Annotated in this window: 15 protein-coding genes and 1 riboswitch; of the genes, 2 read left to right on the forward strand and 13 right to left on the reverse strand. The window is 57.4% G+C overall.

Annotated features, from left to right (window positions below; all coding sequences use genetic code 11):
- Positions 1-296: 296 nt before the first annotated feature.
- From LPW11_RS04255 to lexA, 5 genes are all read right to left on the reverse strand, one after another.
- Positions 297-1691 (reverse strand): sigma-54-dependent transcriptional regulator, encoded by a 1395-nt coding sequence (locus tag LPW11_RS04255; protein WP_230996893.1) that lies wholly within the window; start codon positions 1689-1691, stop codon positions 297-299.
- An 18-nt stretch (positions 1692-1709) separates the two neighbouring features.
- Positions 1710-4007, reverse strand: a complete 2298-nt coding sequence (locus LPW11_RS04260; RefSeq protein ID WP_230996894.1) for an ATP-binding protein — start codon at positions 4005-4007, stop codon at positions 1710-1712.
- Positions 4008-4292: 285 nt separating this feature from the next.
- Positions 4293-7286, reverse strand: a complete 2994-nt coding sequence (locus LPW11_RS04265; protein ID WP_230996895.1) for a DNA polymerase III subunit alpha — start codon at positions 7284-7286, stop codon at positions 4293-4295.
- 486 nt (positions 7287-7772) lie between these two features.
- Positions 7773-9029 (reverse strand): DNA polymerase Y family protein, encoded by a 1257-nt coding sequence (locus tag LPW11_RS04270; RefSeq protein WP_230996896.1) that lies wholly within the window; start codon positions 9027-9029, stop codon positions 7773-7775.
- On the reverse strand, positions 9005-9625 hold the full coding sequence (gene lexA / locus LPW11_RS04275) for a transcriptional repressor LexA (protein WP_230996897.1): 621 nt from the start codon (positions 9623-9625) through the stop codon (positions 9005-9007). The genes LPW11_RS04270 and lexA overlap by 25 nt, the downstream gene beginning before the upstream one ends.
- Positions 9626-10442: 817 nt before the next feature.
- On the opposite strand from lexA, the gene LPW11_RS04280 reads away from it, so the two are divergent.
- Positions 10443-11189, forward strand: coding sequence for an SAM-dependent methyltransferase (locus LPW11_RS04280; protein WP_230996898.1), 747 nt, complete (start codon positions 10443-10445; stop codon positions 11187-11189).
- 354 nt (positions 11190-11543) lie between these two features.
- Here the strand turns inward: LPW11_RS04280 and LPW11_RS04285 are convergent, their stop codons facing one another.
- The 4 genes from LPW11_RS04285 to scpB form a co-directional block, all read right to left on the reverse strand.
- Complete coding sequence (locus LPW11_RS04285; RefSeq protein WP_230996899.1) at positions 11544-11711, reverse strand: LexA family protein; 168 nt, start codon at positions 11709-11711, stop codon at positions 11544-11546.
- A gap of 511 nt (positions 11712-12222) precedes the next feature.
- Positions 12223-14892 (reverse strand): hybrid sensor histidine kinase/response regulator, encoded by a 2670-nt coding sequence (locus LPW11_RS04290; RefSeq protein WP_230996900.1) that lies wholly within the window; start codon positions 14890-14892, stop codon positions 12223-12225.
- A gap of 1613 nt (positions 14893-16505) precedes the next feature.
- Positions 16506-18764 (reverse strand): PAS domain S-box protein, encoded by a 2259-nt coding sequence (locus LPW11_RS04295; protein ID WP_230996901.1) that lies wholly within the window; start codon positions 18762-18764, stop codon positions 16506-16508.
- Positions 18765-19036: 272 nt separating this feature from the next.
- Positions 19037-19816, reverse strand: a complete 780-nt coding sequence (gene scpB, locus LPW11_RS04300; protein WP_230996902.1) for a methylmalonyl-CoA decarboxylase — start codon at positions 19814-19816, stop codon at positions 19037-19039.
- Between the two features lie 338 nt (positions 19817-20154).
- Between scpB and LPW11_RS04305 the strand changes: the two genes are divergently transcribed.
- On the forward strand, positions 20155-20412 hold the full coding sequence (locus tag LPW11_RS04305; protein ID WP_230998241.1) for a DUF2442 domain-containing protein: 258 nt from the start codon (positions 20155-20157) through the stop codon (positions 20410-20412).
- 205 nt (positions 20413-20617) lie between these two features.
- Here the strand turns inward: LPW11_RS04305 and LPW11_RS04315 are convergent, their stop codons facing one another.
- The 4 genes from LPW11_RS04315 to LPW11_RS04330 all read right to left on the reverse strand — a co-directional run bounded on the left by LPW11_RS04315 (position 20618) and on the right by LPW11_RS04330 (position 24296).
- Positions 20618-21256: a response regulator transcription factor gene (locus LPW11_RS04315; RefSeq protein WP_230996904.1), complete on the reverse strand. Its 639-nt coding sequence runs from the start codon at positions 21254-21256 to the stop codon at positions 20618-20620.
- A 67-nt stretch (positions 21257-21323) separates the two neighbouring features.
- On the reverse strand, positions 21324-22184 hold the full coding sequence (locus LPW11_RS04320; protein ID WP_230996905.1) for a response regulator: 861 nt from the start codon (positions 22182-22184) through the stop codon (positions 21324-21326).
- A gap of 39 nt (positions 22185-22223) precedes the next feature.
- On the reverse strand, positions 22224-22991 hold the full coding sequence (locus LPW11_RS04325) for a PAS domain-containing protein (protein WP_230996906.1): 768 nt from the start codon (positions 22989-22991) through the stop codon (positions 22224-22226).
- A 36-nt stretch (positions 22992-23027) separates the two neighbouring features.
- Positions 23028-24296 carry a sensor histidine kinase gene (locus LPW11_RS04330; RefSeq protein WP_230996907.1) on the reverse strand — a complete coding sequence of 423 codons (1269 nt, stop codon included), beginning with the start codon at positions 24294-24296 and terminating at the stop codon, positions 23028-23030.
- A gap of 93 nt (positions 24297-24389) precedes the next feature.
- Positions 24390-24466: riboswitch (cyclic di-GMP riboswitch) on the reverse strand.
- Positions 24467-24606: the final 140 nt, after the last annotated feature.

Below are 24606 nucleotides of genomic sequence, written 5' to 3' on the forward strand. Positions count from 1 at the left end.
CTTATCACCCCTGTATACCCGTCTACGTGTATACCAGATCCCTCGACTTTTCAGCACCTTACATAGCACAGGGCATACCAACTCCGCCGAAAAACGACAAGTCCCAGCAATGACTGAGAGATCGCTGAAGCCGCGACTTCGGCCCCCTCGTATACGTCCTATGGGGTGAGATTGCGTCTCGCGAGACAGGACGCTGTCCTGTGCAACAGGACAACACGCGCCGCAGGTGGAAATATCGCTGCGGCGAAAAGGTGGGGGTCGCTGTGGGTAGGGGCCGACGTCGGCAGGGGAAGGTGCTAAAGCTTTATCTTGTGCTTGTTGAGAAGCGCGTAGAGGCGGGAGCGGGAGAGCCCGGAGATGCGGCACGACTCGGCGAAATTTCCGCTCGTGGCGGCGAGAAGATTGTGCAGGTACTCCTGCGCGGCCCTGTCACAGGCGTCCTCGCAGCACTGCCGGAAGGTCGGCAGCTCTGGCTGGGGAACTGAGACCCCGACAGAGGTTTCATGATCGAGTGACGCCCGCGCTGCGCGAACACGGATCTCGATGGGGAGGTGCTTGGAAAAGAGGGTCGGCTCGAAGCGCGCGCTGGCGAGAGAACGCTCCATGGCGTTGACGAGCTCACGCACGTTCCCGGGCCACGGGTACTCGCACAGCGCCGAGAGGAAGTCGGGGGAAAACCCCTTTGGCCCGAGCCCGTATCGCTCGCAGAGCCGGTCGGTCTGGAAGCGCGCCAGCTCCTTGATGTCGTCGTGGCGCTCCCGCAGCGGCGGCAGCTCTATGGTGAAGGCCCGCAGCCGGAAAAGGAGATCCCCGCGGAAGCGTCCCTCCTGCACCATGGCATCGAGATCGCGGTTTGTCGCGGCGACGAGTCGAAAGTCGCTCTCCACCTCCTTGCTCCCCCCCAGCGGGCGAAACCTCCTCTCCTGCAGCACCCTCAGGAACGCCTTCTGGTTTGCCATCGGCAGCTCCCCCACCTCGTCGAGAAAAAGGGTGCCGCCGTTTGCCTGTCCTACCAGACCTTCCCTCGCCTTCTCCGCGCCGGTAAAGGTCCCCTTTTCGTAGCCGAAGAGAAGTCCCTCCACCAGCGTCTCCGGAAGGGCCGCGCAGTCTACCACCACAAATGTCCCGGACGCCCTGCCGCTGTTGGCGTGTATGGCTCTCGCGAAAAGCTCCTTCCCCGTCCCGGTCTCCCCCGTGATCAGCACGTTGGAGTCGTTTGCCGCGGCCTGCGCGACGAGGTCGAGGCACTCGGCAATTCTGGACGAGTTCCCTACGATCCCTTCCCTCTTCAGGGAGGTCACCCCTTTGGCCCGCGCCTCCACCTTCTCCTGCCGGTACTGGATTGCCCGCACCAACGGCAGGGTGATTTCCTTCAGCGTCGCTCCCTTCTCGATATAGTCCCAGGCGCCGCTCTTGATGGCGAGCTCCGCTGCCTGCGGATCTCCCGATCCGGTGATGATGATGACTTCCGGTGCATTCGTCAGATCGTGGATGCGCGGCAGGTGATCGAGGCCGTTGCCGTCCGGCATGTGCACGTCGAGAAAGACGACGTCGAAAGGCTGCGCCGACACGCTCGCCAGCCCCTCCCGCAGGGTGCGGGCGCACAGCGCATCGTGCCCCATGTCCCGCACCATCTGCTGCAGCACCGCGCTCATCAGGTCATCGTCATCTATGATAAGGATGTTTGCCACCCGCGTCCCTCCGTCCCGCTATTTGTGCGTCTCCAGCGCCCGCCGTATTGCCCCGGCCATCTGCGCGCAGTCGACAGGCTTCGGCAGCATCTCCCGAAAACCGACCGCTGCCACCTCCTCAGGGGAAATGCTCCCCTGCGACTCGTCGTTGTACCCGGAACAGAGGATGATCGGCATCTCCGGACGCACGTTCCTGATCGCAGTCGCGAGCTCGCACCCGGTCAGTTGCGGCATCGTCTGGTCGGTAATGATGATATCGAATCGTCCCGGCTCCGCGATGAACTTTTTCAGCGCAGCGACGCTGCTGGTAGCTGCCAGCACCTCGTACCCCAGGCTCTGCAGCATCTTTTCCACGACCACCACCAGATCCTCGTCGTCGTCCACGAGAAGGATCCGCTCCGTCCCCCCCGGGATCTTCCCGATCGCCGTCGGCTCCACCCCCTCGGCGACCGTTAGTAGAAGGGGGAAGAAGAGCTGGAATACCGTCCCCTCCCCGAGCTTGCTCGACACGGTGATGGTGCCGCCGTGGCTCTTGACGATGCCGTGCACCACCGAGAGCCCGAGACCGGTCCCCTCCCCCGGCTTTTTGGTGGTGAAGAAAGGATCGAAGATGTGCTGCTGCACCTCGGGGCTCATGCCGTGCCCGGTGTCGCTCACCGTGATCCTCAGATACTCGCCGGAGTGCATGGAGGGAAAGGGCAGGTTTTCCGGCGTGACCTCCACCCTGGAGAGGGCGATCTCCAGCACTCCCCCCTTTTCCTGCATCGCATGGGACGAGTTGGTGCACAGGTTGAAGATGACCTGGTGGATCTGGGTCGGGTCCGCCAGCACCGCGCCCAGCCCGTCCGGCAGGTCGTGGCGGATCTCGATCGTCGAGGGGAGCGAGGCTCGCAGGAAGACGATGCATTCCCTCAGCACCTGCTCCAGCCTCACCGGCTGCCGCTCCTGCTCCTTTTGGCGGCTGAAGGCCATAATCTGCTGCACAAGGCTCTTTCCCCGCATCGCCGCCTTCAGGACGACCTCCAGCATCTCTCGGCCGCTTCCCGGAGGGAGCTTCGTCAGGGTCATCTCGGTGGCTGTGATGATCGCGCCGAGGATGTTCTTGAAGTCGTGGGCGATCCCCCCTGCGAGGGTGCCGATAGCCTCCATCTTCTGCGCCTGCAGGAGCTGCCTCTCCAGCTCGACCTCGTGCGTCATGTCCCGCAGCACCGCCGCGTAGCTTATGATCGAGCCGAGCTCGTTCCGTACCGGCGAGAATACGGCATCGAGCTCCTGGCGCGCGTCGTTGCGGGCGAGAAAGGTGAGCTTGGCGCGCCGGTCCTCCGCATAGGAGAAGACATCGGTCACCGAGCGGAAAAAGGCCTCGTTGCGGTCGTTGTTGGCGAGGATGCGGCCGTCTCTCCCGACAAGTTCCATGCGGTCATAGCCGCTCAGCCGCTCGAAGGAGGCGTTGACGTAGTTGATGGAGCCGTCGGTCCCGTACAGGATGATCCCTAGCGGCGACTGCTCCAGCACAGCCGCGTGGACCTTGTGCGCCTTGTCCGTCTGCCTCTTGGCGCTTTGCAGCCTAAGCGTCACCACACCATAGGCCAGATCGCGCGACAGCTCCTCCAGGAGCTCGACCTCGTCCGGATCGAAGGCGTCAGGCTCCGCAGCATAAATGTTCAGTACCCCGAAGGGGTGCCCGTCCTCGAGAAGGGGGAGTGCGATGGAGGCGGCATAGCCGCGCTTCAGCGTCTCGTCGCGCCACAGCTCGTAGTTGGGGCTCGTCTGGATCTGCTGCACGACGTACGGCTGCCCCGAGCGCAGCGCGTGGCCGGTTGGCCCCTGCCCCCTCTCGGTGTCCGCCCAGGTGAGGTTGAGGGTGTTGAGGAATCCCTCCTCGAACCCCCACTGCGCCACCGGGAGCACCCTTTTCTCTTCATCGTGCTGGGCGGCCGCCACCCACGCCAGCCGGTAGCCGCCGCACTCCACGATGATGCGGCAAACCTCCTTCATCAGCTCCTCTTCCTCGGTGTTGCGCACCAGCGCCTGGCTGCAGGCGCTCAGCGCCCTGTGGGCGCGGTTCATCCGCCCAAGGGAGTGCTGGGAGGCATCCAGCTCTTCCTCGTGGCGCTGCACGATCCGGTAGAGGAAAAACGCAGTGATCCCGAGAAGGGACCACCCTTTCGTGGTGGAAAATCGTTCAAAAGCTATTGGATCGGCGAAGAATACTTTGAGGTAGGAATCGGACAGGAGCCAGAAGATGCCGAAGGCGACATAGATGAGAGTTATCTTGAATGGAGTCAGTCTACTGTCTGAAGCAGTCTCAGCCATCATACTCTCCCCGGTTGCCGGCGTAGGCATCAGTATACAGACGAAGAGAAGTATACAAAGAAAAAAGTGAAAGAGCTGTAATGGTTGACAGAAGTAAGGGGGGCGGCTTCAAGCGGCATCATATCGTGAGCTAATATCTCGCTCGTAGAATGCACCACGCAGGAATCACCACTTGTGTGAACTCAGAGGGGAAGGCGATAACACGTTCCCCCCTTTGCGAAGGGGGGACAGGGGGGATTTCGCTTTTGTTCAGTAGCGACTCCCGGTTTCTGCGGCAGACAGAGTCTATCCCCCGAGAAATCCCACCCACTTCACCCGCAACGTCGGCACGCCGAACTCCACATCGACCACCCCCTTTAGAAGATACGGCCGCTTTTGCGACAGCTTCCGGCAAAACCTGGCGTAGACATCGGGAAAGAAGGTGGTGTCGAAAATCGCCGTCGTGTCCTCGAACGATATGAACTCCATCGGGCGGCCGTGCTTGTCCTCCACTGTCTTTGTGGTGATCCACCACCCCACCATCGTCACCCATTTCCCCGACGCCTTCAGCATATCGCGCGCCTTCAGCGGCTTGTGGCGCAACCACTCCTCCCGGTACAGGGTAAGAGGGTGGCGCGACACCAGGAAACCGAGGCTCTCCACCTCCTGTCGCAGCACGGTCTTCTCATCGTACGGCGGCGCCTGCGGCAGTTCCGTCTGCTGCTCGAAAAGGAGACCCGACGACTGCTGCTGAAAATGGAGGATCTCCCACACCAGCGCCGGGCGCCGCTCCACCCCCTCGAGCGCATCGAAGCACCCCGCCCGCACCAGCCGCTCCGCATCCGCCCGCGTCATGGCGGTCCTGTTCATAAAATTCCTGAAGGAGCTGAATCTCCCCCGCTCGCTCCGCTCCTTCAGGATCTTCCCGGCCCCGTCTCTCGTGAGCCCGTCTATCTGCATCAGTCCCACACGTATCCCCTCCCCCTCGCTCGTGTAGGGGTAGGCGCTCTCGTTGATGTCCGGGGGGAGGATCGCGAGGCCGAGCCGCCGCGACTCCGAGATGTAGGCAAAGGCGCAGTAGTAACCCCCCTGGTTGGAGATCACCGCCGCCATGAACTCCGCCGGGTGGTTTGCCTTCATGTACGAGGCTTTGGCGCTGAGATGGGCGTAACTTGCCGAATGCGGCTTGCAGAATGAGTATCCGGAAAAGGAAAGGATCTGGTCCCAGATCGCCGCCAGTGTCACCTCCGTCACGCCGTTTTTCATCCCCCCCTCGAAAAAGAGCCTGCGGTAGTCCGCGAGCTTCTTTTCCCGGTGCTTCTTGGTGATGATCTTGCGCAGCTGATCCCCCTCGTGCGGCGTGAAGCCCGCGAGCGCCATGGCGATCTGGGTGATCTGCTCCTGATAGATGGCGATGCCGCACGTCTCGTCCAGCACGCTCTCCAGCAGCGGATGGAGATGCTGCCACGGCTTCCCCTGCAGCCTTGCCACGTACTCCTGAATGAAGGAATTGGCCGCAGGGCGAATGATGGAGGAGGACTGCACCAGCACCTCGAAAAGATCGAGCTCCTCCGTCCCCGGTGCCGGCACCTCCCCCCAGATCTTTCTCAAAAGGAGGCGAATCGAAGGGGATTCGAGATAGAAGCAGCCGATGGTGCCCCCCCGGCGAAGGAGCGTGCAGGTTTTTTCGTCCTCCAGCGGGCTCCACGAAGCGTAATCGATGCTTATGCCGTAGCGGCTCTTCACCGCCGCCATCGCGTCGCGGATCACGGCGAGGGAGCGGTTGCCGAGGATGTCGATTTTCACCAGCCCCGCATCCTCCGCCTGGTCCTTTTCCCACTGGATGAGGGGGAGCTCCTTGCGCGAGATCTCCACCGGCACGTAGCGGCGGATCTCGTCCGGCACGATCACAAGGCCGCCGCAGTGCAGCGAAAGGTGGCGCAGGTGGCCGTTCAGGCGCTTCGCCGTCCAGAGGATCTCCTGCCAGTCGCGCGACAGCGTCTCGCCGCGGAAAAGCGGGTGTCCCGCCATCGCCGCGGCAGACTGGTCCGCCTTCCAGAAGCCGGAAATCCGCTCCGTCATCTCCTTTATCTCCGTGTCCGGCAGCCCGTACACCTTCGCCACCTCGCGCAGCGCCGAGCGCCCCTTGAACCCGACCTGATTCGACACCATCGCAGCCCGGCGCGCGCCGTAGCGGGCAAAGGCGAAATCGAGCACCTCGTCCCGCTCGTCCCACGGAAAGTCGATGTCGATGTCCGGAGGGTCGGTGCGCCCTTCATTGAGGAAGCGCTCGAAGAAGAGGTTGTGGCGGATGGGGTCCACATGGGTGATGCCGAGGCAATAGGCGACCAGAGAGGCCGCGGCACTCCCCCGACCGCAGGTCCGCTCCGACTGCTTGGAAATCTCCTCCACCACGAGGAAGTAGTGGGAGAACCCCTTGTCGCGGATCATGGAGAGCTCCTTCACTAGGCGCGTCTCGACGGCGTCGGTGATGGAGCCGTAGCGCCAGAGCGCCCCCGCCCGGGCGCGCCGTTCCAGCTCGGAGAATGCATCAATATCGCAGAGGTTTCGGAAGGCGGGAAAAATGGTGCGGGAAAAATCCCAGTCGCTGCGACACAAGCTGGCGACGCGGGAGACATTTTCCAGCGCCTCCGGGCAATGGGGGAAGAACTCCGCAAGCCTCTCCGGCGGATAGAGCATGTCCGCGTCGCAGGCGGTATCTTCAGGTCTCAGCCGGGAGAGCTTGGTGTTGAGGTGAATGGCGCGCAGCACACGGTGCAGGTGGAAATCCTCCCTGGCGAGAAAGAGGGCGCGGGAAGTGGCGACAGGCGGGAGCTTCAGCTCTCTGGCGAGCGAAAGGGAGCGATGCAGCGCGTGACCGGGGGAGAGTTCAACAAAGAGCGCCGGGTGGCTCTCCTTTTTCAGTGCGCCAACGATCTTGGCGTCGTCGGAGATGACGACGACATCGGCGCGAAAAAGGAGGAGAGACTGGACGAGGTCGAAGTCGGCGCGGCAGTGGAGATCGGACAGGAGGCGGGAGATGTTGGCATATCCCTCCTCGCTGCGCGCCAGGAGCAGGGCGCGGTTTCGCGCCGTCACCGCCTCCGCCCCGATGATCGGAGCCATACCGGCATCCCGCGCCGCATCGACGAAGCGGGGGATAGCGTAGAGGCCGTTGCGGTCCGTGAGCGCGAGCGCCGAGCACCCCATCCCCCGCGCCGCCGCGCACAGCGCCTCCGGCGAATGGATCCCCCAACTGGGGGAAAACGATGAGTGAACATGGAGATGGGTAAAAGACAAAACACAAAACCTCGAAAACTGAAAAGCACGGTTAACCGCAAAGACGCAAAGGACGCAAAGAGAACGTCAACTGTGGGGGCATGTAGGCATGTGGCCATGTAGGCCGGAATAAGCGAAGCGTTTCCGGCATTACCGCCAGAAGCTTTTACCGAGGAAGGGACAAAGCGGATGAACAAAAGACGAAACGGCTCAAGCCTCCGACTCGTTCCCAAGCTCCAGCTTGGGAATGCAATTGCCCGCGAGGCTCAGCCTCGCCACTCGCGCGATTATCCGCTGACGCGGATGCAAAGCCGGAGCTTTGGACCCAAGCGCGTTCCCATCCCAAGATGACCTTGGGAACGAGTATCTCCGCGCGTCCTTCACGCGCGGACTCCGAGCGGCGCTTACGATCCAACATCTTGATCTAGGGTTTTGCCACTCTTTGCGTCCTTTGCGTCTTTGCGGTTAACGCATTACGCCTCTGATCGTTGAAAGCCTACACGCACGTTACTTCCCGCTCTTGGTCAGCGTCATATACCGCGTCCTCTCCGGATCCCACTCCGGAGCATCCTCCGCGACAGCAACGCTTTCCCTGCCGGGCACAATCCCCTTCCCCCAGCACACCACGCCCTTGCCATGCTTTTCCCTCAGCGCATCGAGCGTCTCCTGCAGCGCCAGCTGCCTCGGCGACACCTCCCCCACCTCCGGCGCGAAGAGCTCCATCTGCCCCGCATCCTCACCAATGCGTCCGCACGAAAGGCGCAAAGCCCGCACCCTTTGCCGTCTCTTGCACGTAGAGTAAAAGAGCTCCTCCACCTCCGCCAGCAGCATCAGATCAAGGGACACCGGCCGCTTCAGGAGCCTCTTCCCCTCCTCCGTGACGCCATCCGCATACGTCACAGCAAGAGCAATCTCCCGCGCCCCCTTCCGGAGACGCCGCAGCCTCAGACCGCACCCCTCGACCAGTCGCAGGAGCTCCGAAAGGATGACCTCGTCGTCATTCTCCTCCCGCGACAGCAACCCCTCCTCCACGATCTCCCCGCTCTGACGCGGCGGCTGCACCGGCGAGCGATCGATGCCGCAGGCTCGGTCATGGAGAAGCGGCGCGAAGGGTCCCACCGCCAGCCGCAGCTGCGGCACCGTAAGCCGCGCCACATGCTCCACAAACTGGAGATTCAGGTCCCGAAAAAGGATCTGCTGCCGCGCCTCCCCGACACCGGGCAGGACCGAAACCGGAAAGGGCGCCAGAAAATCCTTCTCCGACCCCGGAAAGACATCGAAGACCCCCGGCTCGGGAAGAGCGTCGGCCGCGACACGGGAGACGAGTTTGTTGATCCCTGCCCCCGCCATCGCCTGGAGACCCATCTCCCCCGCAATCCTCTTCTCCAGCCGCGCCGCCACGTCACGGGCAGGCCCGAAAAGCCGGCGCGACGCGGTGAGGTCGAGAAAGACCCGCCCCTGCCCCGGCTCGACGACCGGCGTGAACTCCCCCGAAAGCTCCGAAAGAGCGCGGCTGCCGCGAGCGAGGAGATCCGGGTCGGGAGGGATGACGATGAGGGAAGGACAGACCTTCCGAGCCCGGAAGATCGGCGTGCCGGCAAAGACGCCATCGGAAGCCGCCTCCGAGGAGACACATTGCAGGAGGGCCCGCTCGGAGTTCAGCGGCGCCACCGCCACCGGCCTGCCGCGCAGCGCGCTGTCAACGACGCGGGAAAGAGCGATAGGAAAAGCGGGAACCGTTATGTGGAGGATTTCCCTGTCCACTTGCGATAAAACCTCATGCAACCGACCAGCACCCCGCGGATGTGGAACTCGTCCTCAGTAGTGACGATGATGGGGGACATGGCCGCGTTGGCCGGATGGAGCTCGATACGATCCTTCTTTTTGACATACTTCTTGATGGTGATGGAGCCGTTCACCTCCGCGATGACGGTCTGCCCGTTCTCGGCCACCGGCTGCGGGTGAACCGCGACATAGTCACCGTCCATAATCCCCATCTCCACCATCGAATCGCCGCGGACCTCGTAGACCACATTGCCGGGACCAGCCATAGCCGACGGAACCTCCATGGCATCCGGCAGTTGCAGAGCCTCCACCGGCAACCCCGCCGCCACGATCCCCACCAGAGGGAGTTCAGATGAGGTAGAAATCGGCTGCGCCGGAGAAAGCTGAAGACCGCGCTTTGCATTCCACTGTCGCGAAAGATGCCCGTCCCGCTCCAGCACCCGCAGGTAATGCTGCACGGTCCCAAGGCTCTCGAACCCGCACCCGTGCGCAATCTCCTGCTGCGTAGGCTGATACCCCTGCCGCTCGCGGTAACGGCTGATGAAATCAAGGACCTTCTTCTGCTTAGGCGTCATAGCGGGCTCCGTTGGGCGAAGGATGGCTGGCGTCAGTGCAGGGAGGATAGTCGCAAGTTTGTCGTAAGTCAAGGAGGGAATAAGACAAGTGACTACACAAGTGGGCAACAACGGGAAGACGATCCCAGAGGAGACAAGAGAAGCCAATGAGTGATGGCGAGGTGGGGTGGCGCCGGTGGCAAGGTTCATCTTATGCTTCGAAGTCGAGAGGGCTTCTTGGCTCTTTCACCGTCCTGACCGGAACGCAGTGGGTATAGATCATGGTGGTTTTGAGGCTTGCATGCCCAAGCGTTGGAATCGGGCATGGGATATTTGGCACAAAATCAAGATAGTACCTGATTCATTACAGATACTCTGCGTGGCAGGACGCTGGAATCAATCCTTAGGTTTCCCAGATAGCCCAGGTATCTTGACATGAGCGGAGCCGGGATGCCGTCCATAGGTTCACCTTTGACAAAAATAAGAAGGATCTATATATTGCAATCCAATTTGACATTTCACACATTGCTCACATCTCAAAGCGCCTCGTCATCGACGCTCATTTTGGAAATGAATGGGAGGGCACGCCCCTGAGAGTCGCCGCGCATAAGGCCTCGTCAGCTCCTGGATCAGGGCGAGCTGCTGCTCGCGGGGCGTAGCGAGAATTCTGGCCATCCCTCCGATCGGAACGTTATCCGACGTCCATATTGTGGCATATCAACAGCTTGGGTTAACCGCCATCTTTGGTTTTTTCGAACCAAAACGGCGGCAGGGGACTTGGTGACAATTTCCCATCAATAACGCGTTAGGCTTGACCAAATCTAGGAGATTTCCCGAAATGGACATTCCACGGATCTTCAACATCACCGAAAGCGCTCACCGCATCCATAACCCGTTCACACCAGAAAAGCTCGCCACTCTCGGCGCGGCGCTGCGTCTGGAAACGGGGACCCGAGTGCTCGACCTCGGCAGCGGTTCGGGGGAGATGCTGTGCACTTGGGCACGCGATTACGGAGTCATCGGCACCGGCATCGACATGAGCCAGTTGTTCACCGAGCAAGCGAAACTTCGCGCTGAAGAACTCGGCGTCGCGGATCAAGTCAAGTTCATCCATGGCGATGCTGCAGGCTACGTCTCGGACGACAAGGCCGGTGTGGCAGCCTGTGTCGGTGCCACTTGGATCGCCGGGGGGGTCGCCGGCACTATCGAGCTTCTGGCGCGGAGCCTACGCACCGGAGGGATCATCCTCATCGGCGAGCCCTACTGGCGGCAGTTACCGCCGACGGAAGATGTTGCCAAGAGGTGTCTTGCCAACTCAATCTCCGACTTTCTCATGCTTCCAGAACTTCTCGCGTCTTTCGGCCACCTTGGCTACGACGTCGTTGAAATGGTTCTGGCTGACCAAGACGGCTGGGACAGATACGAGGCCGCCAAATGGCTCACCATGCGCCGATGGCTTGAAGCCAATCCCGACGACGAGTTTGCCAAAGATGTTCGAGCCAAACTGACCTCGGAACCCGAGCGCTACGCCGCTTACACGCGTGAATACCTGGGGTGGGGTGTGTTCGCGCTGATGCCGCAGTGATGCGTTGGCGCATCCAGCGCATCGTCAACGGCTGGCGGCCTCAGGGTCGCACCTTCATGTTTGAAAAAGTACCCTCACGCTTGGCACAATTCACTGCTGGCACCAGTCTAACTCCTCGAACATTTTGGCTCCTCTTACACATCAAATCGATATTTTTGCCGTCCGGTGCGAAATCCTGTCTAAACTGGACACCCAAGCCAAAATGAACTGAGCATCACTGGGGTCGTGAGCATCACTGGGGTCGGAGCTCCACATTCCACGACTCTACAACCATCCTCGTAAAATGTGGGGCACGGAGCCTTCCGTTTGCTGCTATCTCTGTACAATGTGGAGCCCTGACCCTTCCGTTTGCCCCTACCGCGAAAGGTGCCCGTCCCGCTCCAGCACCCGCAGGTAATGCTGTACCGTCCCAAGGCTCTCAAACCCGCACCCCCGAGCGATCTCCTGCTGCGTAGGCTGATACCCCTGCCTCTCGCGGTAACGGCTGATAAAATCAAGGACCTTCTTCTGCTTAGGCGTCAAAGCGGGCTCCGTGGGATGAAAGGGATGGCTGCCGTCAGCGCAGGAGGGTAGTCGTAAGTTTGTCGTAAGTCAAGGAGGGAATCAGGAAGTGCTTCCAAGTCCTGGAAGACGGTAGAAGTTGGTGCGACTGGAAAGAAGTAGGTGCGACTGAGAATGGAAGATACAGCGAGGTGGCGAAATACAATTTAATGAGAAACAGCTTGTAGCTTAGGGGCAGGGGGAGGAAGGAGCCATCGCGGGAGATTACCGCGGAGCCGTCACAGCACATTACCGCCACTGACTTCGACTCCGCACTTACCACTCCTCGCAAACCGCACGAACCTGTTTTATCTTCTCCAGTCGACTCTGCTCTATCTCGCTGTCTGTCGTTTCAGAGCCACTGGGATTTGTTGGCGCGTTCCTATCCCTTTCGTTATTGAGCCAGCTTTCTCTTCATTGAGTAGTGAGTGACTTACGCGGGCATACCACCTCTTCAATAAGTCCTGCGTTGTGACAAGCTTTTGTACCTTTCTCAACTTCTAGTCATCGCCTGTGACAGCTCCTCCGATAACTGGCTGATCGTATAAGGTTTTGCTACGATCCCGTTGATGGCTACATCGCTCTCCCATTCTGAAAAGGCCTCGGAGAAATACCCGCTGCTGATAATGAGGACCGCGTTCGGGTCGATCCGCCGAATCTGCGATGCCGCCTCCTTCCCGCCCAGACCTCCGGGGACAGTCATGTCGAGAATGACTGCGGCAAACGGGATCCCTTTCCGAAACCGTTCCTGGTACAGGGTGATGGCTTCCTTGCCGTCGGCACACGGCGAGACTGAAAAACCGAGTTCTTCCAATAGAGCGCAGGCAACGTCCCGTACAGGCGCCTCGTCATCCATGACAAGCACTTCCTTTCCTCGGGCTGCGATGGTGCAACGAGGATCGTCGGTGTGGACTTCACGCTCCATAGTCAGTGCAGGCAAAATCATACGGAAGGTGGTCCCTAGGCCCTGCTCGGACGCCACGGTAATCGTGCCGCCATGCTTCCTGACGATGGAGAATACGGACGCTAACCCGAGCCCGGACCCGGTCGATTTGGTAGTGAAGTAGGGGTCGAAGATACGCGGGAGGACGCTCGGTGCGATCCCGACTCCCGCGTCAGAGATCGAGACGCCGACATATGCCCCGGCTGGAAGATCGCCGCGCCCTCCCTCAACTGTCACATTCTCGGCGCTGACGGTTATGGTACCGCCTTCGGGCATGGCCTGCACGGCGTTGATCGCAAGATTGTTGAGCGCCTGCTGGATCTGTCCTCCGTCTGCGTCGAGGAGCCACAGGTCGGGACCAAGGCGCAATTGAGCATTGCAGGCGGTGCCCCTGAGGAAGAGGGAGACTGCCTCGCGGATCAAAGGGGCGACTTCCAGCGGCTTCTTGATCGGCTCACCCCCTTGCGCAAAAGTAAGTAGCTGCCGGGTAAGGGCGGCGGCCTTTGATATCGCCGACTCGCTCTCCACCAGCCTTTCCGTCGGGTCACTACCGCTCTCTATCTTCAGCCTTGCCAGAGTGATGTTGCCGGCAATGGCGGTGAGGATGTTGTTGAAATCGTGTGCAATCCCTCCTGCGAGGAGACCGAGAGATTCCAGCCGCTCCGTTTTTTCCCGCTCCTCCTGAAGCTTTTTCCGTTCCGTCACATCGCTGTAGAGGATCGCGATCTGCCCCTTGCCCGGTGAGTAGAGCTGTAAGCTCAAGTCACGCCCCCAAGCCGTGCACTCCAGACGGAGGGGGGTCCTGCTCTTGGCCACCTCGTCCAGACGACGCAGCAGTAAGTCGTTAAATTCAGGGCAAATATCGAAAAGGGACCTGCCAACCACTTCCTCCCTGCGCATGCCGGCCAACGTCTCGAAAGCGGGGTTTGCCTCGATGAGGGGATAATCTAGGGCCGCTGTCCCGACCACCGCTTCGTGCAGCGAGAAGCCCTCGTGGACCGCAGTGAAGAGCCTTCTGTACTGTGCCTCGCTCTCTCTTAGTGCCTCCTGGGCCCTGGCCCTGTCAGTGACGTCGACTGCGACCCCCACGAAACGGCTGCCGTCTCCGCTTGGCTCGTCCATGGAATAGATCCGGCCATGCAACTCGATCCAGCGTATGTGACCATCGGGGAGGATGATGCGGTACTCCTTGCGGTAGTCGCCCACACTTTCCTCCATCGCGCTTTTGATCCACCCGTGCACAGCGGAGCGATCCGCAGGGTGCAGGCAGTGCAGCAATGAGGTGTAGTCTACGGAAGCTTTAGGGTCGAAGCCAAAGATGGCGCGGCATCGGTCATCGAGGAAGACCTCCCCGCTTCCAAAGACGTACTCCCAGCAGCCAAGCGCCGCAGCATCGAGGGCGTGGCGCAGCCGCTGCTCGCGTAACTGTAGAGTCTTCTGCGTTTTTCTACATGAGGTCATGTCGCGCAACACGACGGTGAAGTGCCTATGGGAGGCTGCACCAGTGAACGGCGCCGATGATACTTCCAAGAAGACGGTGCGGTCACCGTTGCGGATAGCTCTGCATTCGTGGTCCCGTTGGTGTAAACCGGTGTGTTGGCATGCACCAGCGACCGGACACGACGCAGGATCAACGAGATTGCGCCACGCCACACCCTGCAGTTCTTTCAATGATCGTCCCAGAATCGCGCAGGCCGCTCTATTTGCTTCGAGAATGAAGCCGTCTTCTGAGGTGATCAACAATCCATCGAGACTGTTCTGAAATAACGCCTCGTAGAGCACTAGGTTTGCTTCGAGCGACTCTATTTTATCTTTCATCCTGCTTTCAACAGCGATCGGCTGGAGGCACGTGTCAACGGCACTGAAAAGCACATCGTCTTCGATCGGACTCAGCACAATATTGCGAATCCCGAAACGGATGCAGCGACTCATTGACGCCGTGTCCTGGTCATCCACGAGCACGATCAGTGGTACGTCAGGTGCGATGTTTTTCATTCTTTCGACAAGACAGAGATCACCGTTCGGCGTCAGATCGTGTAATATCAGCAAAGCTTCATTGTTGCATGTTTTGAGGGCTTCCAGTGCTTCATTACAGCCAGCCGCAGTCTTAATTATAAACTGAGGGTAGTGCTTTGAAAGTGTATTACAAATCTTTACCCCAACCTCGGTACGGCTTAAGACTAGGATGGTGTAGTCGACAACATGGTTCAGCAGAGACATACATGTACCTTTTAGGATGCTAGTTCTCTTGCCCACACGCAGGAAGTACAGATGTGCCTACGCGCAACGAAATATCATCGAGGACGGGCGCAGCAAGGAAAGGGCGGGGATCAAGAAAGATAGAGGAGACTTTATTAACAGGTCAGTTCGTGTAATATCAGCAAGGTTTCATGGTTGCATGTTTTGAGGGCTTCCAGTGCTTCATTACAGCCAGCCGCAGTCTTAATTTTAAAGTGAGGGTAGTGGTTTGAAAGTGTGTTACAAATCTTTACCCGAACCTCGGTACGGCTTAAGATTAGGATGGTTTAGTCGATAATGGTTCAGCAGAGACATACATGTACCTTTTAGGATGCTAGTTCTCTTGCCCACACGCAGGAAGTACAGATGTGCCTACGGGCAACGAAATATCATCAAGGACGGGTGCAGCAAGGAAACGGCAGGGATCAAGAAAGATAGAGGAGACTTTATTAACTGTAGAATGAGAATTTCATTTTACAGGATCCTTGGACGATAAACAATGTAAAAATTAGCCCTGGATCTGTAGCTAGGAGATCCCATTTGAATCTGCACAGCAATTTACGGCCGCCGTAGAGCCATCATTTTGGGGGCCGTCTGAAACATGGAGCCTTTCCGTAAATCTCTCTATAGCAAAGCGAATCTTCAACACTCGCCAAACCGTGGCATCCGCACACTGGTTACAGAAATATGAAAGCACCTTTTAAAAGCATCGTTACTGAGGAATGGGGACATGGTGTCGAGTGGAGTGATGGTGAAATTACTATCGATGCAGACTCGTTGTATCGGCTGGGAAAAGAGCAGGCGGGCCTTGCCTTCCCAGTCTCAGAATTCAATGCCTGGATGGAACGGAATGGACTTTCTTTAAGTGCGGCAGCAAAGGCTCTGGGTATAACTCGGCGCACGGTCATTTACTATCACGGCGGACATAAACCCATTCCCATCTATATCAGGTTCGCTTGTGTTGGATGGGAGGTACTACACTCTGAGCAAGCTGCTTAAGCAAGTAGTGAACATCACTGGGGTCGGGGCTCCACATTGCACGACTCTACAACCATCCTCGTAAAATGTGGGGCACTGAGCCTTCCGTTTGCCCCAAAAAAGATGAGACGACTAAAGAAGGAGCCGGTGTGTCTAGGAGTGGCAGGCCTCGCCCCTCCGTTGGAACGACGCGAAGGATGGTCGAGGCGGAAGGTCAGCGACGGGAGGAAACCCTACCCCTGAGCCCGTACCCGATGCTGAACCTGGACTGCACAAGATTCACCCATCGCGGGCGACACTAGGGAGGGGACGGGCAGTGGAGGTCCTGGATGTCCCGTATCAAGATCAAGGTGGTCATCCAGCCCCCCCCATCTGCTCGAAGTGCTCCACAGCGGCGGTCACCTCGGCAGCGGATCTCAATTGGGAGCCGGAGAGCTGCGTGGAATAACCGGGGCAGGTTCAGTTGTTCCCCCAGGACCTGTTGATCAGCCAGGATTTAGTCGAGAACAGCGACCCGGGCCTGGGCGATCGCGGTGAGAGACTGTTGCTGGCCTACGTTACTATGGGCAGATGATGAAAGGTGCCACTGGGGTAAAGAGTGTGGACGATCAGACTCTTTAAACCTCAATCTTGAACTCAGCACCTTCTGCGGTGTTTCTGACGGTAAGAGTTCCCTTCATGCTCTGCTCGATAATAGTCTTGGACATGAATAGTCCTATTCCAGTTCCTTTGTCAGGACCCTTGGTGGTGAAATAGGGATCAAAAACCTTCTCTATAATTCCATCCGGAATCCCGCCGGCATTATCGGAGATGGTAACGATACAACGATCGTTTTCGCTTTCAATGTGAATCGTGATCCTGGGGTCTTGAATGTTTCGCTCACAGAATGCGTCATTTGAGTTGTTGATTATATTGATAAGCACCTGCCAGTACTCATTGCGCATTCCATCTATCATACATTCTTTTTCGGCAATGATTTCTATTTTTGACCGAGGCTCCACCATTGAAATAACTCTCTGAACGACATCGTTTACACTGAACCTGACCCTCCTCTTGTCTGAGTCGAGGAGATACCGGAAGTCGTCAATGGTCTGCGACATGTGTTCAATGACATTCATAGCCTTTGAGACTGAAGCGCTTAGCAACTCTTCGTCAAAAATGCCCACCTCGTAGGAGAGCTTTAGCTCCTGGATGACAAGGCCGAGGACGTTGAGTGGCTGCCGCCATTGATGCGCTATGTTGCCCATCATCTCCCCCATAGCTGCCAACCGGCTCTGCTGAATGAGGAGTTGGTCCTTGCGGCGCAGCTCCTCCACTACGCCGATGCGCTGTTCCGTCTCCCTTCGCGTCTCCTCAACCGCCTTTGCCAATTCCTCGGTCCGCTCCATTACAAGGAGTTCCAGATGATCCCTGTGCTTACTGAGTTCCTGTTCAACCTTTTTGCGCTCGGTTATGTCCCGCACTGACCCCATGACCAACTGCCGCCCCCGGGAAGTAAAGGGGCAAATGAAGACCTCTGCGTCGAAGACCGAACCGTCGTGCGGGCGGCGGGTGCGCCACTCAAAGAAACGGGTATCACCCGCAATCACCGATTCCCAGAGTTTCGTCAGCTCTTCCTGGGGGGGTGGGTCATCTGAGACGTCGGCGATCGTCAGGTTGGTGGCTTCTTCTCTTGTGATCTGAAGCATTTTCAGCCACTGTTCGTTCGCATGAACGATGCGGCCTTGGCTGTCATGGATCACTATGCCGTCACAGATGTTCTCAAACACCGATCTCAGCAAGCCTTCCGACGCTTCCAACTCCCTGTTTCTGCTCTCCAGTTCAGACGTTCGTTCCTTGACGAGGTCCTCCAGATAATGGTGATGAAGGCGAAGTTCGGCCTCAGCCTCCTTCTCGCGGATTCGTCTTACAAAAAATTGATACGCGTAAAAAAGGCTTAGACAGGTGAAGGTTGTGACAACTCCCACCACTTTGGCCGCGTCTTCGCGCCACTGAGCGAACGCCTCGTTCTTGGACTTCGCCACGAACACAAAAATAGGGTAGCCGTCGACTTTCCGGAAGGAGGTGATTCGATTGATGTTATCTAGAGGAGATGTCGCATAGTAAGTACCTGACGATCGCCCCTCCTTGAGCAGCTCCGTCAACTCCGGCGCAGTATCGTGTCTCCCGACGAGAGCCCAAGAGGCATCTTTTCCGATAGAGCGGGCGATGACACGCATCTTTTCATCGCGAAGCATGATCGTCCCCTGGCGCCCCACGTCTATGTTGGAAAATAGCGCAGTGAAATGGTCGAGAGCAAAAGCTCCAAATACAACTCCACCAAATGAGCCGTCGGGTCCCTCGAGGGCTCTGGCGATGATGACAACCCATTTTCCACTAATCTTTCCCATGACAGGCGGTGAGATCACCAACCCCGTTTTTGGGGCTTTCCGCAGAACCTGGAAGTAGTCGCGATCGGCAATGTTAACCTGTCTACCGGCTGGTAATCCTGTTCCGTACAACACATTGCCCCTTCGGTCGTGTAAACCTACGCCGTCAAGTTCGGGAAGCAGTCCGAGTTGGTGGGACATGTGCTTGTTCAGTCGTTGCTCATCAATCCGCCCGCCGGCCAGTTGGGCCTCCGCATTCTCCTTCAGGTCCATTAGCATCAGGTCCACTTTCGCGATAGTGCCGCTCAGGTACTTTTCAAGGACCAGGGAGATATTTTCGGTGGAGACGACGGTCCGCTCATGGTTATCCAGCCAGCTATGGCGCAGCGACCATGCCGCAATGCCGATAACGAAGAGATTGATCAGGAGAGTGATCGCAATAAGCCGGAGGAGAAAAGCGGACCTGGAAAATTGCAATTCAGGTATGTTCTTGAAGTTGCGACTCATCCACTCGCTCCTTACGGCGCACTTCGTGAACAGAGTGAACCTTGGGCCGAGACAGCCGAGGTAGTTCTAGATAGATTACAACGATCAGGAAGAAAAAAAATATCTGTTCCCGTTGAACTTGATATGGCTCGGCAATTTCTCTCCGCTCCAATCTCTTTGCGGTGGTCCTGGTCGGCAGTTCCGTTTACCCCTGCCCCGGCACCGGACCGGCGCTGCCGCCGTAAGCTCTTCCTGTGAGCAGGGGGAGGAGACTCCTGTGGAAGTGCGGCGCCCTATTTCCCAATGAATTTCGCTGGCCGTTTTTCGAAAAATGATTTGATTCCTTCCTGATAATCATGGCTGTCATAGATTTGGCGACGCATGGCCTGAATTCTCTCGAAGGTCTCGGGACTAAGATTGTGAGCTGCTGACAGTATTCTCAATTCTTCCTTGAGTAGGCTTATAACAAGTGGTGAGTTCTTCGCGATATCTTGAGCAATGCTAAGAGTGAAGCTTTCAAGTTGATCTTTCGGCACAGCGTGACTTACGAGCCCATGGTCAACCAGCCGCTTTACAGGTATAGGGTTCGCAGTGAACAGCATCTCTTTGCACACTGGGATTCCAGCTGTGTTCAGGAAGTTCTGGACTCCGGAAATATTGTAGGGAACCCCGAGCTTGGCTGGAGTTATGGCAAACGTTGAGTCTTCGGCTGAAATGATGAGGTCGCAACTCATGACGAGCTCGCAGGCCCCTCCCCACACACTTCCCTCTACCATGGCGATCACTGGGGCGGGGAAAAGCTCTATAGTCCTTACCACCAGCCTGAGGGGATCATTGTAGGTTAGGGGGTCACGCCCGTTCATCGGCAACTCCCGAACATCGTGACCGGCTGAGAATACCTTGACGCCGGCTGGCGCCCTGAGAATGACCACGCGGATACCCTGGGTCTTCATTTCGTTGAGTGCGCCGCAGATGTGATCGATCAGTTCCTTGCTGAGAGAATTATGCTTTTTGACATTGTTGAGAGTAATCGTCCCTACTCCGTCGACTGTTTTCATTTCTACTAATGCCATATCGTTCCCTCATGTGGTTGAGTGAGCTGCGGATGAACAAGACCAGTGAAGATGGCGAAGTAGCTTCAGCGACTGCTCACGGCCCGGAGACGGATGCCTGTGGAACCGGCCCATTGGTTCGGCTTATCGCGGTAGCCATAGAGGAACCAGACGTTCTATAGATATCGGCCCGCAGTTGGGTGTCAAGGGTGGTGCTCGACGTATCCTTATGAAAGTCGAGCCCTGCCCCCTCCGTTTCCCACGAGACCTGACGCTTCGCCATGTCCCAGCCAAGAAATGGAGCACGTATGAAGTAGCAAACTATTGCATCGGTAACAACTGAAGCCCCAAATGTACTGATCGTTAATTGGCGCAGTCGGAAACAGTCCAGAATTGATATCTCCGAATACCTCGATTCCCCTGGATATACCCAACTCAAAGATGAGAGCACTTTTAAAAGGGTTGTTACTAAGGAATGGGGGCATGGTGTCGAGTGGAATGATGGTGAAATTACTATCGATGCAGACTCGTTGTATCGGCTGGGAAAGAGCAGGCGGGCCTTGCCTTCCCAGTCTCAGAATTCAATGCCTGGATGGAACGGAATGGACTTTCTTTAAGTGCAGCAGCAAAGGCTCTGGGAATAACTCGGCGCACGGTCATTTACTATCACGGTGGACATAAACCCATTCCCATCTATATCAGGCTCGCTTGCGTTGGATGGGAGGTACTACACTCTGAACAAGCTGCTTAAAGCATGTAGCAAGAGGTGGCGTTGCCCCTGCCCAGGCCCCGCCTGATCTCGACTCCCGCCTCTCTGTTTGCCTAAGAAACCAGGAAATGTTCCTTCGCGAATTTCAGGAGTCCCTCCCGGCCATTGACGTTCAACTTCTCGTAGATGTTATGCAGATGAACCTTTACAGTGCCTTCAGTGATGCAGAAGCACTCTGCAATTTCTCTGTTCTGCCTGTTTTGTACTACCATCTCCACAAGCTGCATCTCTCGCGGACTTAAAAGCAGCGCAATATCGCGACTCTTTTCGCGCCTAGCGAAGGCACGCACGGCTTGGTAAGCGGTGCCCGGGTCAAGCCACATGTCACCGCTGTGGACTCTCTCGATGCACTCTATAAGCATGTCTGGTGGCAGTTCCTTGAGAAAAATGCCATTGATTCCTGTTTCGATAGCTTCAATCAGTTCTTTTTCGCCTATCGCAGCCGTCAGGATTACGGTTTTGGGGTGCTCATGCTGGCCAAGAACCATCTTCGCAACCTGCAGTCCCGTCAGCCCCGGCATTCCCAGTTCAAGAAGTAGCACGTCCGGCTTGTGGTTCCGCACTTCCTCAATCGCCTCATTGCCGTTTGCACACGTCGCGACAACGTCAATCCCGCTTTGCTGTGCGAGTATCGTTTTCAAACCGGCAAGGGTAACTGGGTGGTGGTCTGCGACGACTACGCGTATCGACATAGCATTTTCCTTATGATCTTGAACATTCCTTCCAGGCCTGACCTGCGCGGGACCCGAGTCCCCATATTCAGAACTCCTCAGCCATAGCCAGGGCACGCCCTACCTTTACAGCAAGAGTCGCTTCCCTTATCGGCTTTGAAATAAAGTCGAAAAAGCCGCGCCGTAAGGCTGCAGCTTCTTCATCTACTGTGGCAGTCGACGTTATGAGGATGACCGGTGTCTTTGCTGTCTCCGGAAAGCTGCGTACGGACTCCAGCACTGCATATCCGTTCAGTTTGGGCATTTCCTTGTCAGTTATGACAAGATCAGGTCTTGCTGATACTATTTCACGGAAAGCTTCCATTCCATCACATGCCGAGACCACGTAATATCCTTTGCGTCTCAATGATGATGCTACGGATTCCCTTACAGCCTTGTCATCTTCAACAACAAGAACACATTTTTTATCAGTTGTTGTTGTCGGAGCAGACCTGAGGTAGTGCAGCTTTATAGCCATCATCACCTCTTGTCGCGCCGCTACGTATGGCAGTATGGTTAATCCATGTTTTTCAGCTATGGCGGCTGTAACCTGTATCGCTGTGGGGTCGCTTATGGCGATCGCCAGCTTTTTCTCTTTCATCTTCAGCGGAAACAGGAAATTTTCCATTGCCATCTTCGCCGGCACTGTACTCAGCAGCTCTTCAGAGTACTTGAAGTGGCAGAAATCGCGCACGACCTTGAGGTTGTATTGCAGCGCCAGAGCCTCGGCCAGCTCGTGCGGTGTAACGAGTCCCAGTTCCTCCAGAACGCTGCCAAAACGTTTTCCTTTTTTGTTCGAAAGAGCCACCACTCGTTCCACACTCAGCGGAGAAAGGATCCCGTTTTCCACGAAGATTTCCCCGAGCCTCTTTCTTGGCGAGGAGGCTCCTGCAGGCCGTGCACCATTCATATCTCAACCCTCATATCTGTTGTTGGCACCTGAACGCCCTCAAGCGGCAGGCAGGTAGGCGATCACGCCCACGAGTGAGATCAGATTTCCCCTGACGTCCTCCATGCGCCGGCAGCAGAAATGTCCCCTGAAATTGCAGCCATTGATCCCTGCGTACTGCCGGTCGTGATGAAAATGGTCAATCTCGCCCTCAACGAGCCGGCGCATCCACTCTGCACTTACCGGGCGCTCGTCGGGATGCACATACTGACTGTACGGTGAGCCGATGAGATCCTCGTGAAAGGCATGGAGCATGCGCGCCATGCGATGATTGGCAAAGGTGATGATCCCTTCCGGGTTCAGTACCAGGACACCTGCCTGCATGTTGTCAAAAAGGCTCTCCAGATTGTGCTTCTCCTCGGTAAGATCAAACTCGGCAGCCATGCGATCGGATATGTCACGCCCGATTATGGCAGCGTACCGGCTGTGGTTGTGCTGCAGGAAGGTCATGGACAGCTCCAGCATGGTGCCTTTGCCGGTAAATGACCGCTGTATAACCTCAAGCGCCATGTGCCCGGCTGTCTCAAGCTCCTGCCAGTAATGAGGCCACTCCTCGTCAGTAATCTCCGGGAAGATCTCGCCCAGCCTCATCCACGACAGGGCCTCGCCCGGATAGTGCAGCGCCGTGCAGGCACTCCGGTTTGCGTAGGCGATCTTCCCTTGCGCATCGGCCCAAATAATTTGATCCTGTGCCGACTCAAGCGCACGACCGGCCAAGGACAGGAACGCTGCCTTGCTCAGGCCGTCCCTGTGATTGCTGTTTAGCATGCCATTGCCCTCCTTGATGCGTACTCTGGAATCACGCTACTGCGGTATGGTGAAATAAAATGTGGCTCCTTTTCCTGCTTTCCCTTCCGCCCATATCTCCCCGCCATGACGCTGGAAGACACGGCGCACTGTCGCCAGACCGATCCCGCAACCGGGAAAGGATTTGGCATTCTGCAGTCGTTGAAATGGCTCGAACAACTGCGGGGTATCCTCGAGCTCAAAGCCGATGCCATTGTCTCGCAAAAAGAAGGTCTCCCTGCCGTTCAGATCCACCACGCCCAACCTCACCCGCGCGTAAGGACGGTGGCGCGTGAACTTCCAGGCATTTCCAAGGAGATTCTCCAGCGCGATCTTCACCAGGTGCGGATCGCAACGCGCCTCCAGCCTGGGATCGACCAAAAAAGCAACTGGCCTCACCGGTTCGCTCAGCGCCAGTTCCGCGGCGATACCAAGCGCCATTTCGGTGACATTTACCAATTCGCGGTTCAATCCCCTGCGGCTGATTTGGGACAGTGTGAGCATCGCGTTGACCAGTTCTTCCATGGCAGCGTTCGCCTCGCAAACCATGCCGAATAGATAGCGGTCGAATTCGTCCAGCGACCGTGTGCTGTGTTCCTGAAGAATCTGAAGGGCTGAGGAGCTGCGGGTCAGATAAGAACGGATATCGTGGCTAAGGGAGTAACCGAACGCCTCCAGCTCGACGTTTTCCAAGGAAAGTTCCCGGGCCTTGCGCTGCAGTTCGTCCTCGTACGCCTTGCGCCTTGTGACGTCTCTTACGATGCAGACTATGCCTCTGTCTGTCATCTGCGTCAGGGACGCCTCCTGAGTGAAGGGGGTTCCGTCCCGCTTCATGCTGATTGCCTCGCCCCGCCATTCCCCCTCCCTGGCAAGGACAGGAAATATCTCCTCCTCGAACCGTCTCGAGTCAGGACCGTCAAAGTAATCACACCACCGCTTTCCTATCAGTTCGACGTGAGAGTCATAGCCGTAAAGCTTTACGAAGGAAGTATTGACGTAGATGCATTCGTACTTCTCATTCAGCAGGCAAATGGCGTCGATGGCGGCGTCCATACCCGCCTGGTATTTGTTGAGCACTGTCTCAAGGTGCCTACCCCTGAGCAGAAGTGCCACTATGTAGATGCTGACGAAAATGAGGATGCCGGCGATGGTGAAGAGCAGGGCTCGTCTTCCGGGACCCAGAGCGGGGCCTGCGACGATGCAGAGAAGGCAGGATATAAGAGAGAGGGCCAGACCGGTGGAGACGATCTGCCTCAGCTTGATTGTGGGGGTCACGCTTCTGACCATGAAAACCTCTCCGGAAGGATACGCCCCCCTCGCCCTCTTCCCGGTCAGGATTTTTGGCAATAAAAAAAGCCGGGGCCGTATATCTGGTGATATTTCGGCGACCCGGCTGTCTGCGTGAGACCCTGTAGGCTTTCCGTCCCGTCCTCGCGGACTGTTTAGTATTTTCGTATATCAGTTGTAGGATGAATTAGCAGCTGAAGTATCAACAAAGTGAAACGATGTCAATAAAAAAGAAATCACGCACTCTCGGTGCCAGGAAAAGAGGGTGGGGGCAGGCTTTGCAATTGGTGATTTGCCGGATGGCGAAATG

Source organism: Geomonas sp. RF6 (assembly GCF_021044625.1).
Lineage (GTDB): Bacteria > Desulfobacterota > Desulfuromonadia > Geobacterales > Geobacteraceae > RF6.

Coding starts and splice junctions, on each gene's coding strand:
- LPW11_RS04290 (WP_230996900.1), bottom strand. CDS start 14,892: ATGTCTCTGCTGAACCATGTTGTCGACTACACCATCCTAGTCTTAAGC.
- LPW11_RS04280 (WP_230996898.1), top strand. CDS start 10,443: ATGGACATTCCACGGATCTTCAACATCACCGAAAGCGCTCACCGCATC.
- LPW11_RS04260 (WP_230996894.1), bottom strand. CDS start 4,007: ATGGCTGAGACTGCTTCAGACAGTAGACTGACTCCATTCAAGATAACT.
- LPW11_RS04320 (WP_230996905.1), bottom strand. CDS start 22,184: ATGAATGGTGCACGGCCTGCAGGAGCCTCCTCGCCAAGAAAGAGGCTC.
- scpB (WP_230996902.1), bottom strand. CDS start 19,816: ATGGCATTAGTAGAAATGAAAACAGTCGACGGAGTAGGGACGATTACT.
- LPW11_RS04330 (WP_230996907.1), bottom strand. CDS start 24,296: ATGGTCAGAAGCGTGACCCCCACAATCAAGCTGAGGCAGATCGTCTCC.
- LPW11_RS04315 (WP_230996904.1), bottom strand. CDS start 21,256: ATGTCGATACGCGTAGTCGTCGCAGACCACCACCCAGTTACCCTTGCC.
- LPW11_RS04295 (WP_230996901.1), bottom strand. CDS start 18,764: ATGAGTCGCAACTTCAAGAACATACCTGAATTGCAATTTTCCAGGTCC.
- lexA (WP_230996897.1), bottom strand. CDS start 9,625: ATGACGCCTAAGCAGAAGAAGGTCCTTGATTTCATCAGCCGTTACCGC.
- LPW11_RS04325 (WP_230996906.1), bottom strand. CDS start 22,991: ATGCTAAACAGCAATCACAGGGACGGCCTGAGCAAGGCAGCGTTCCTG.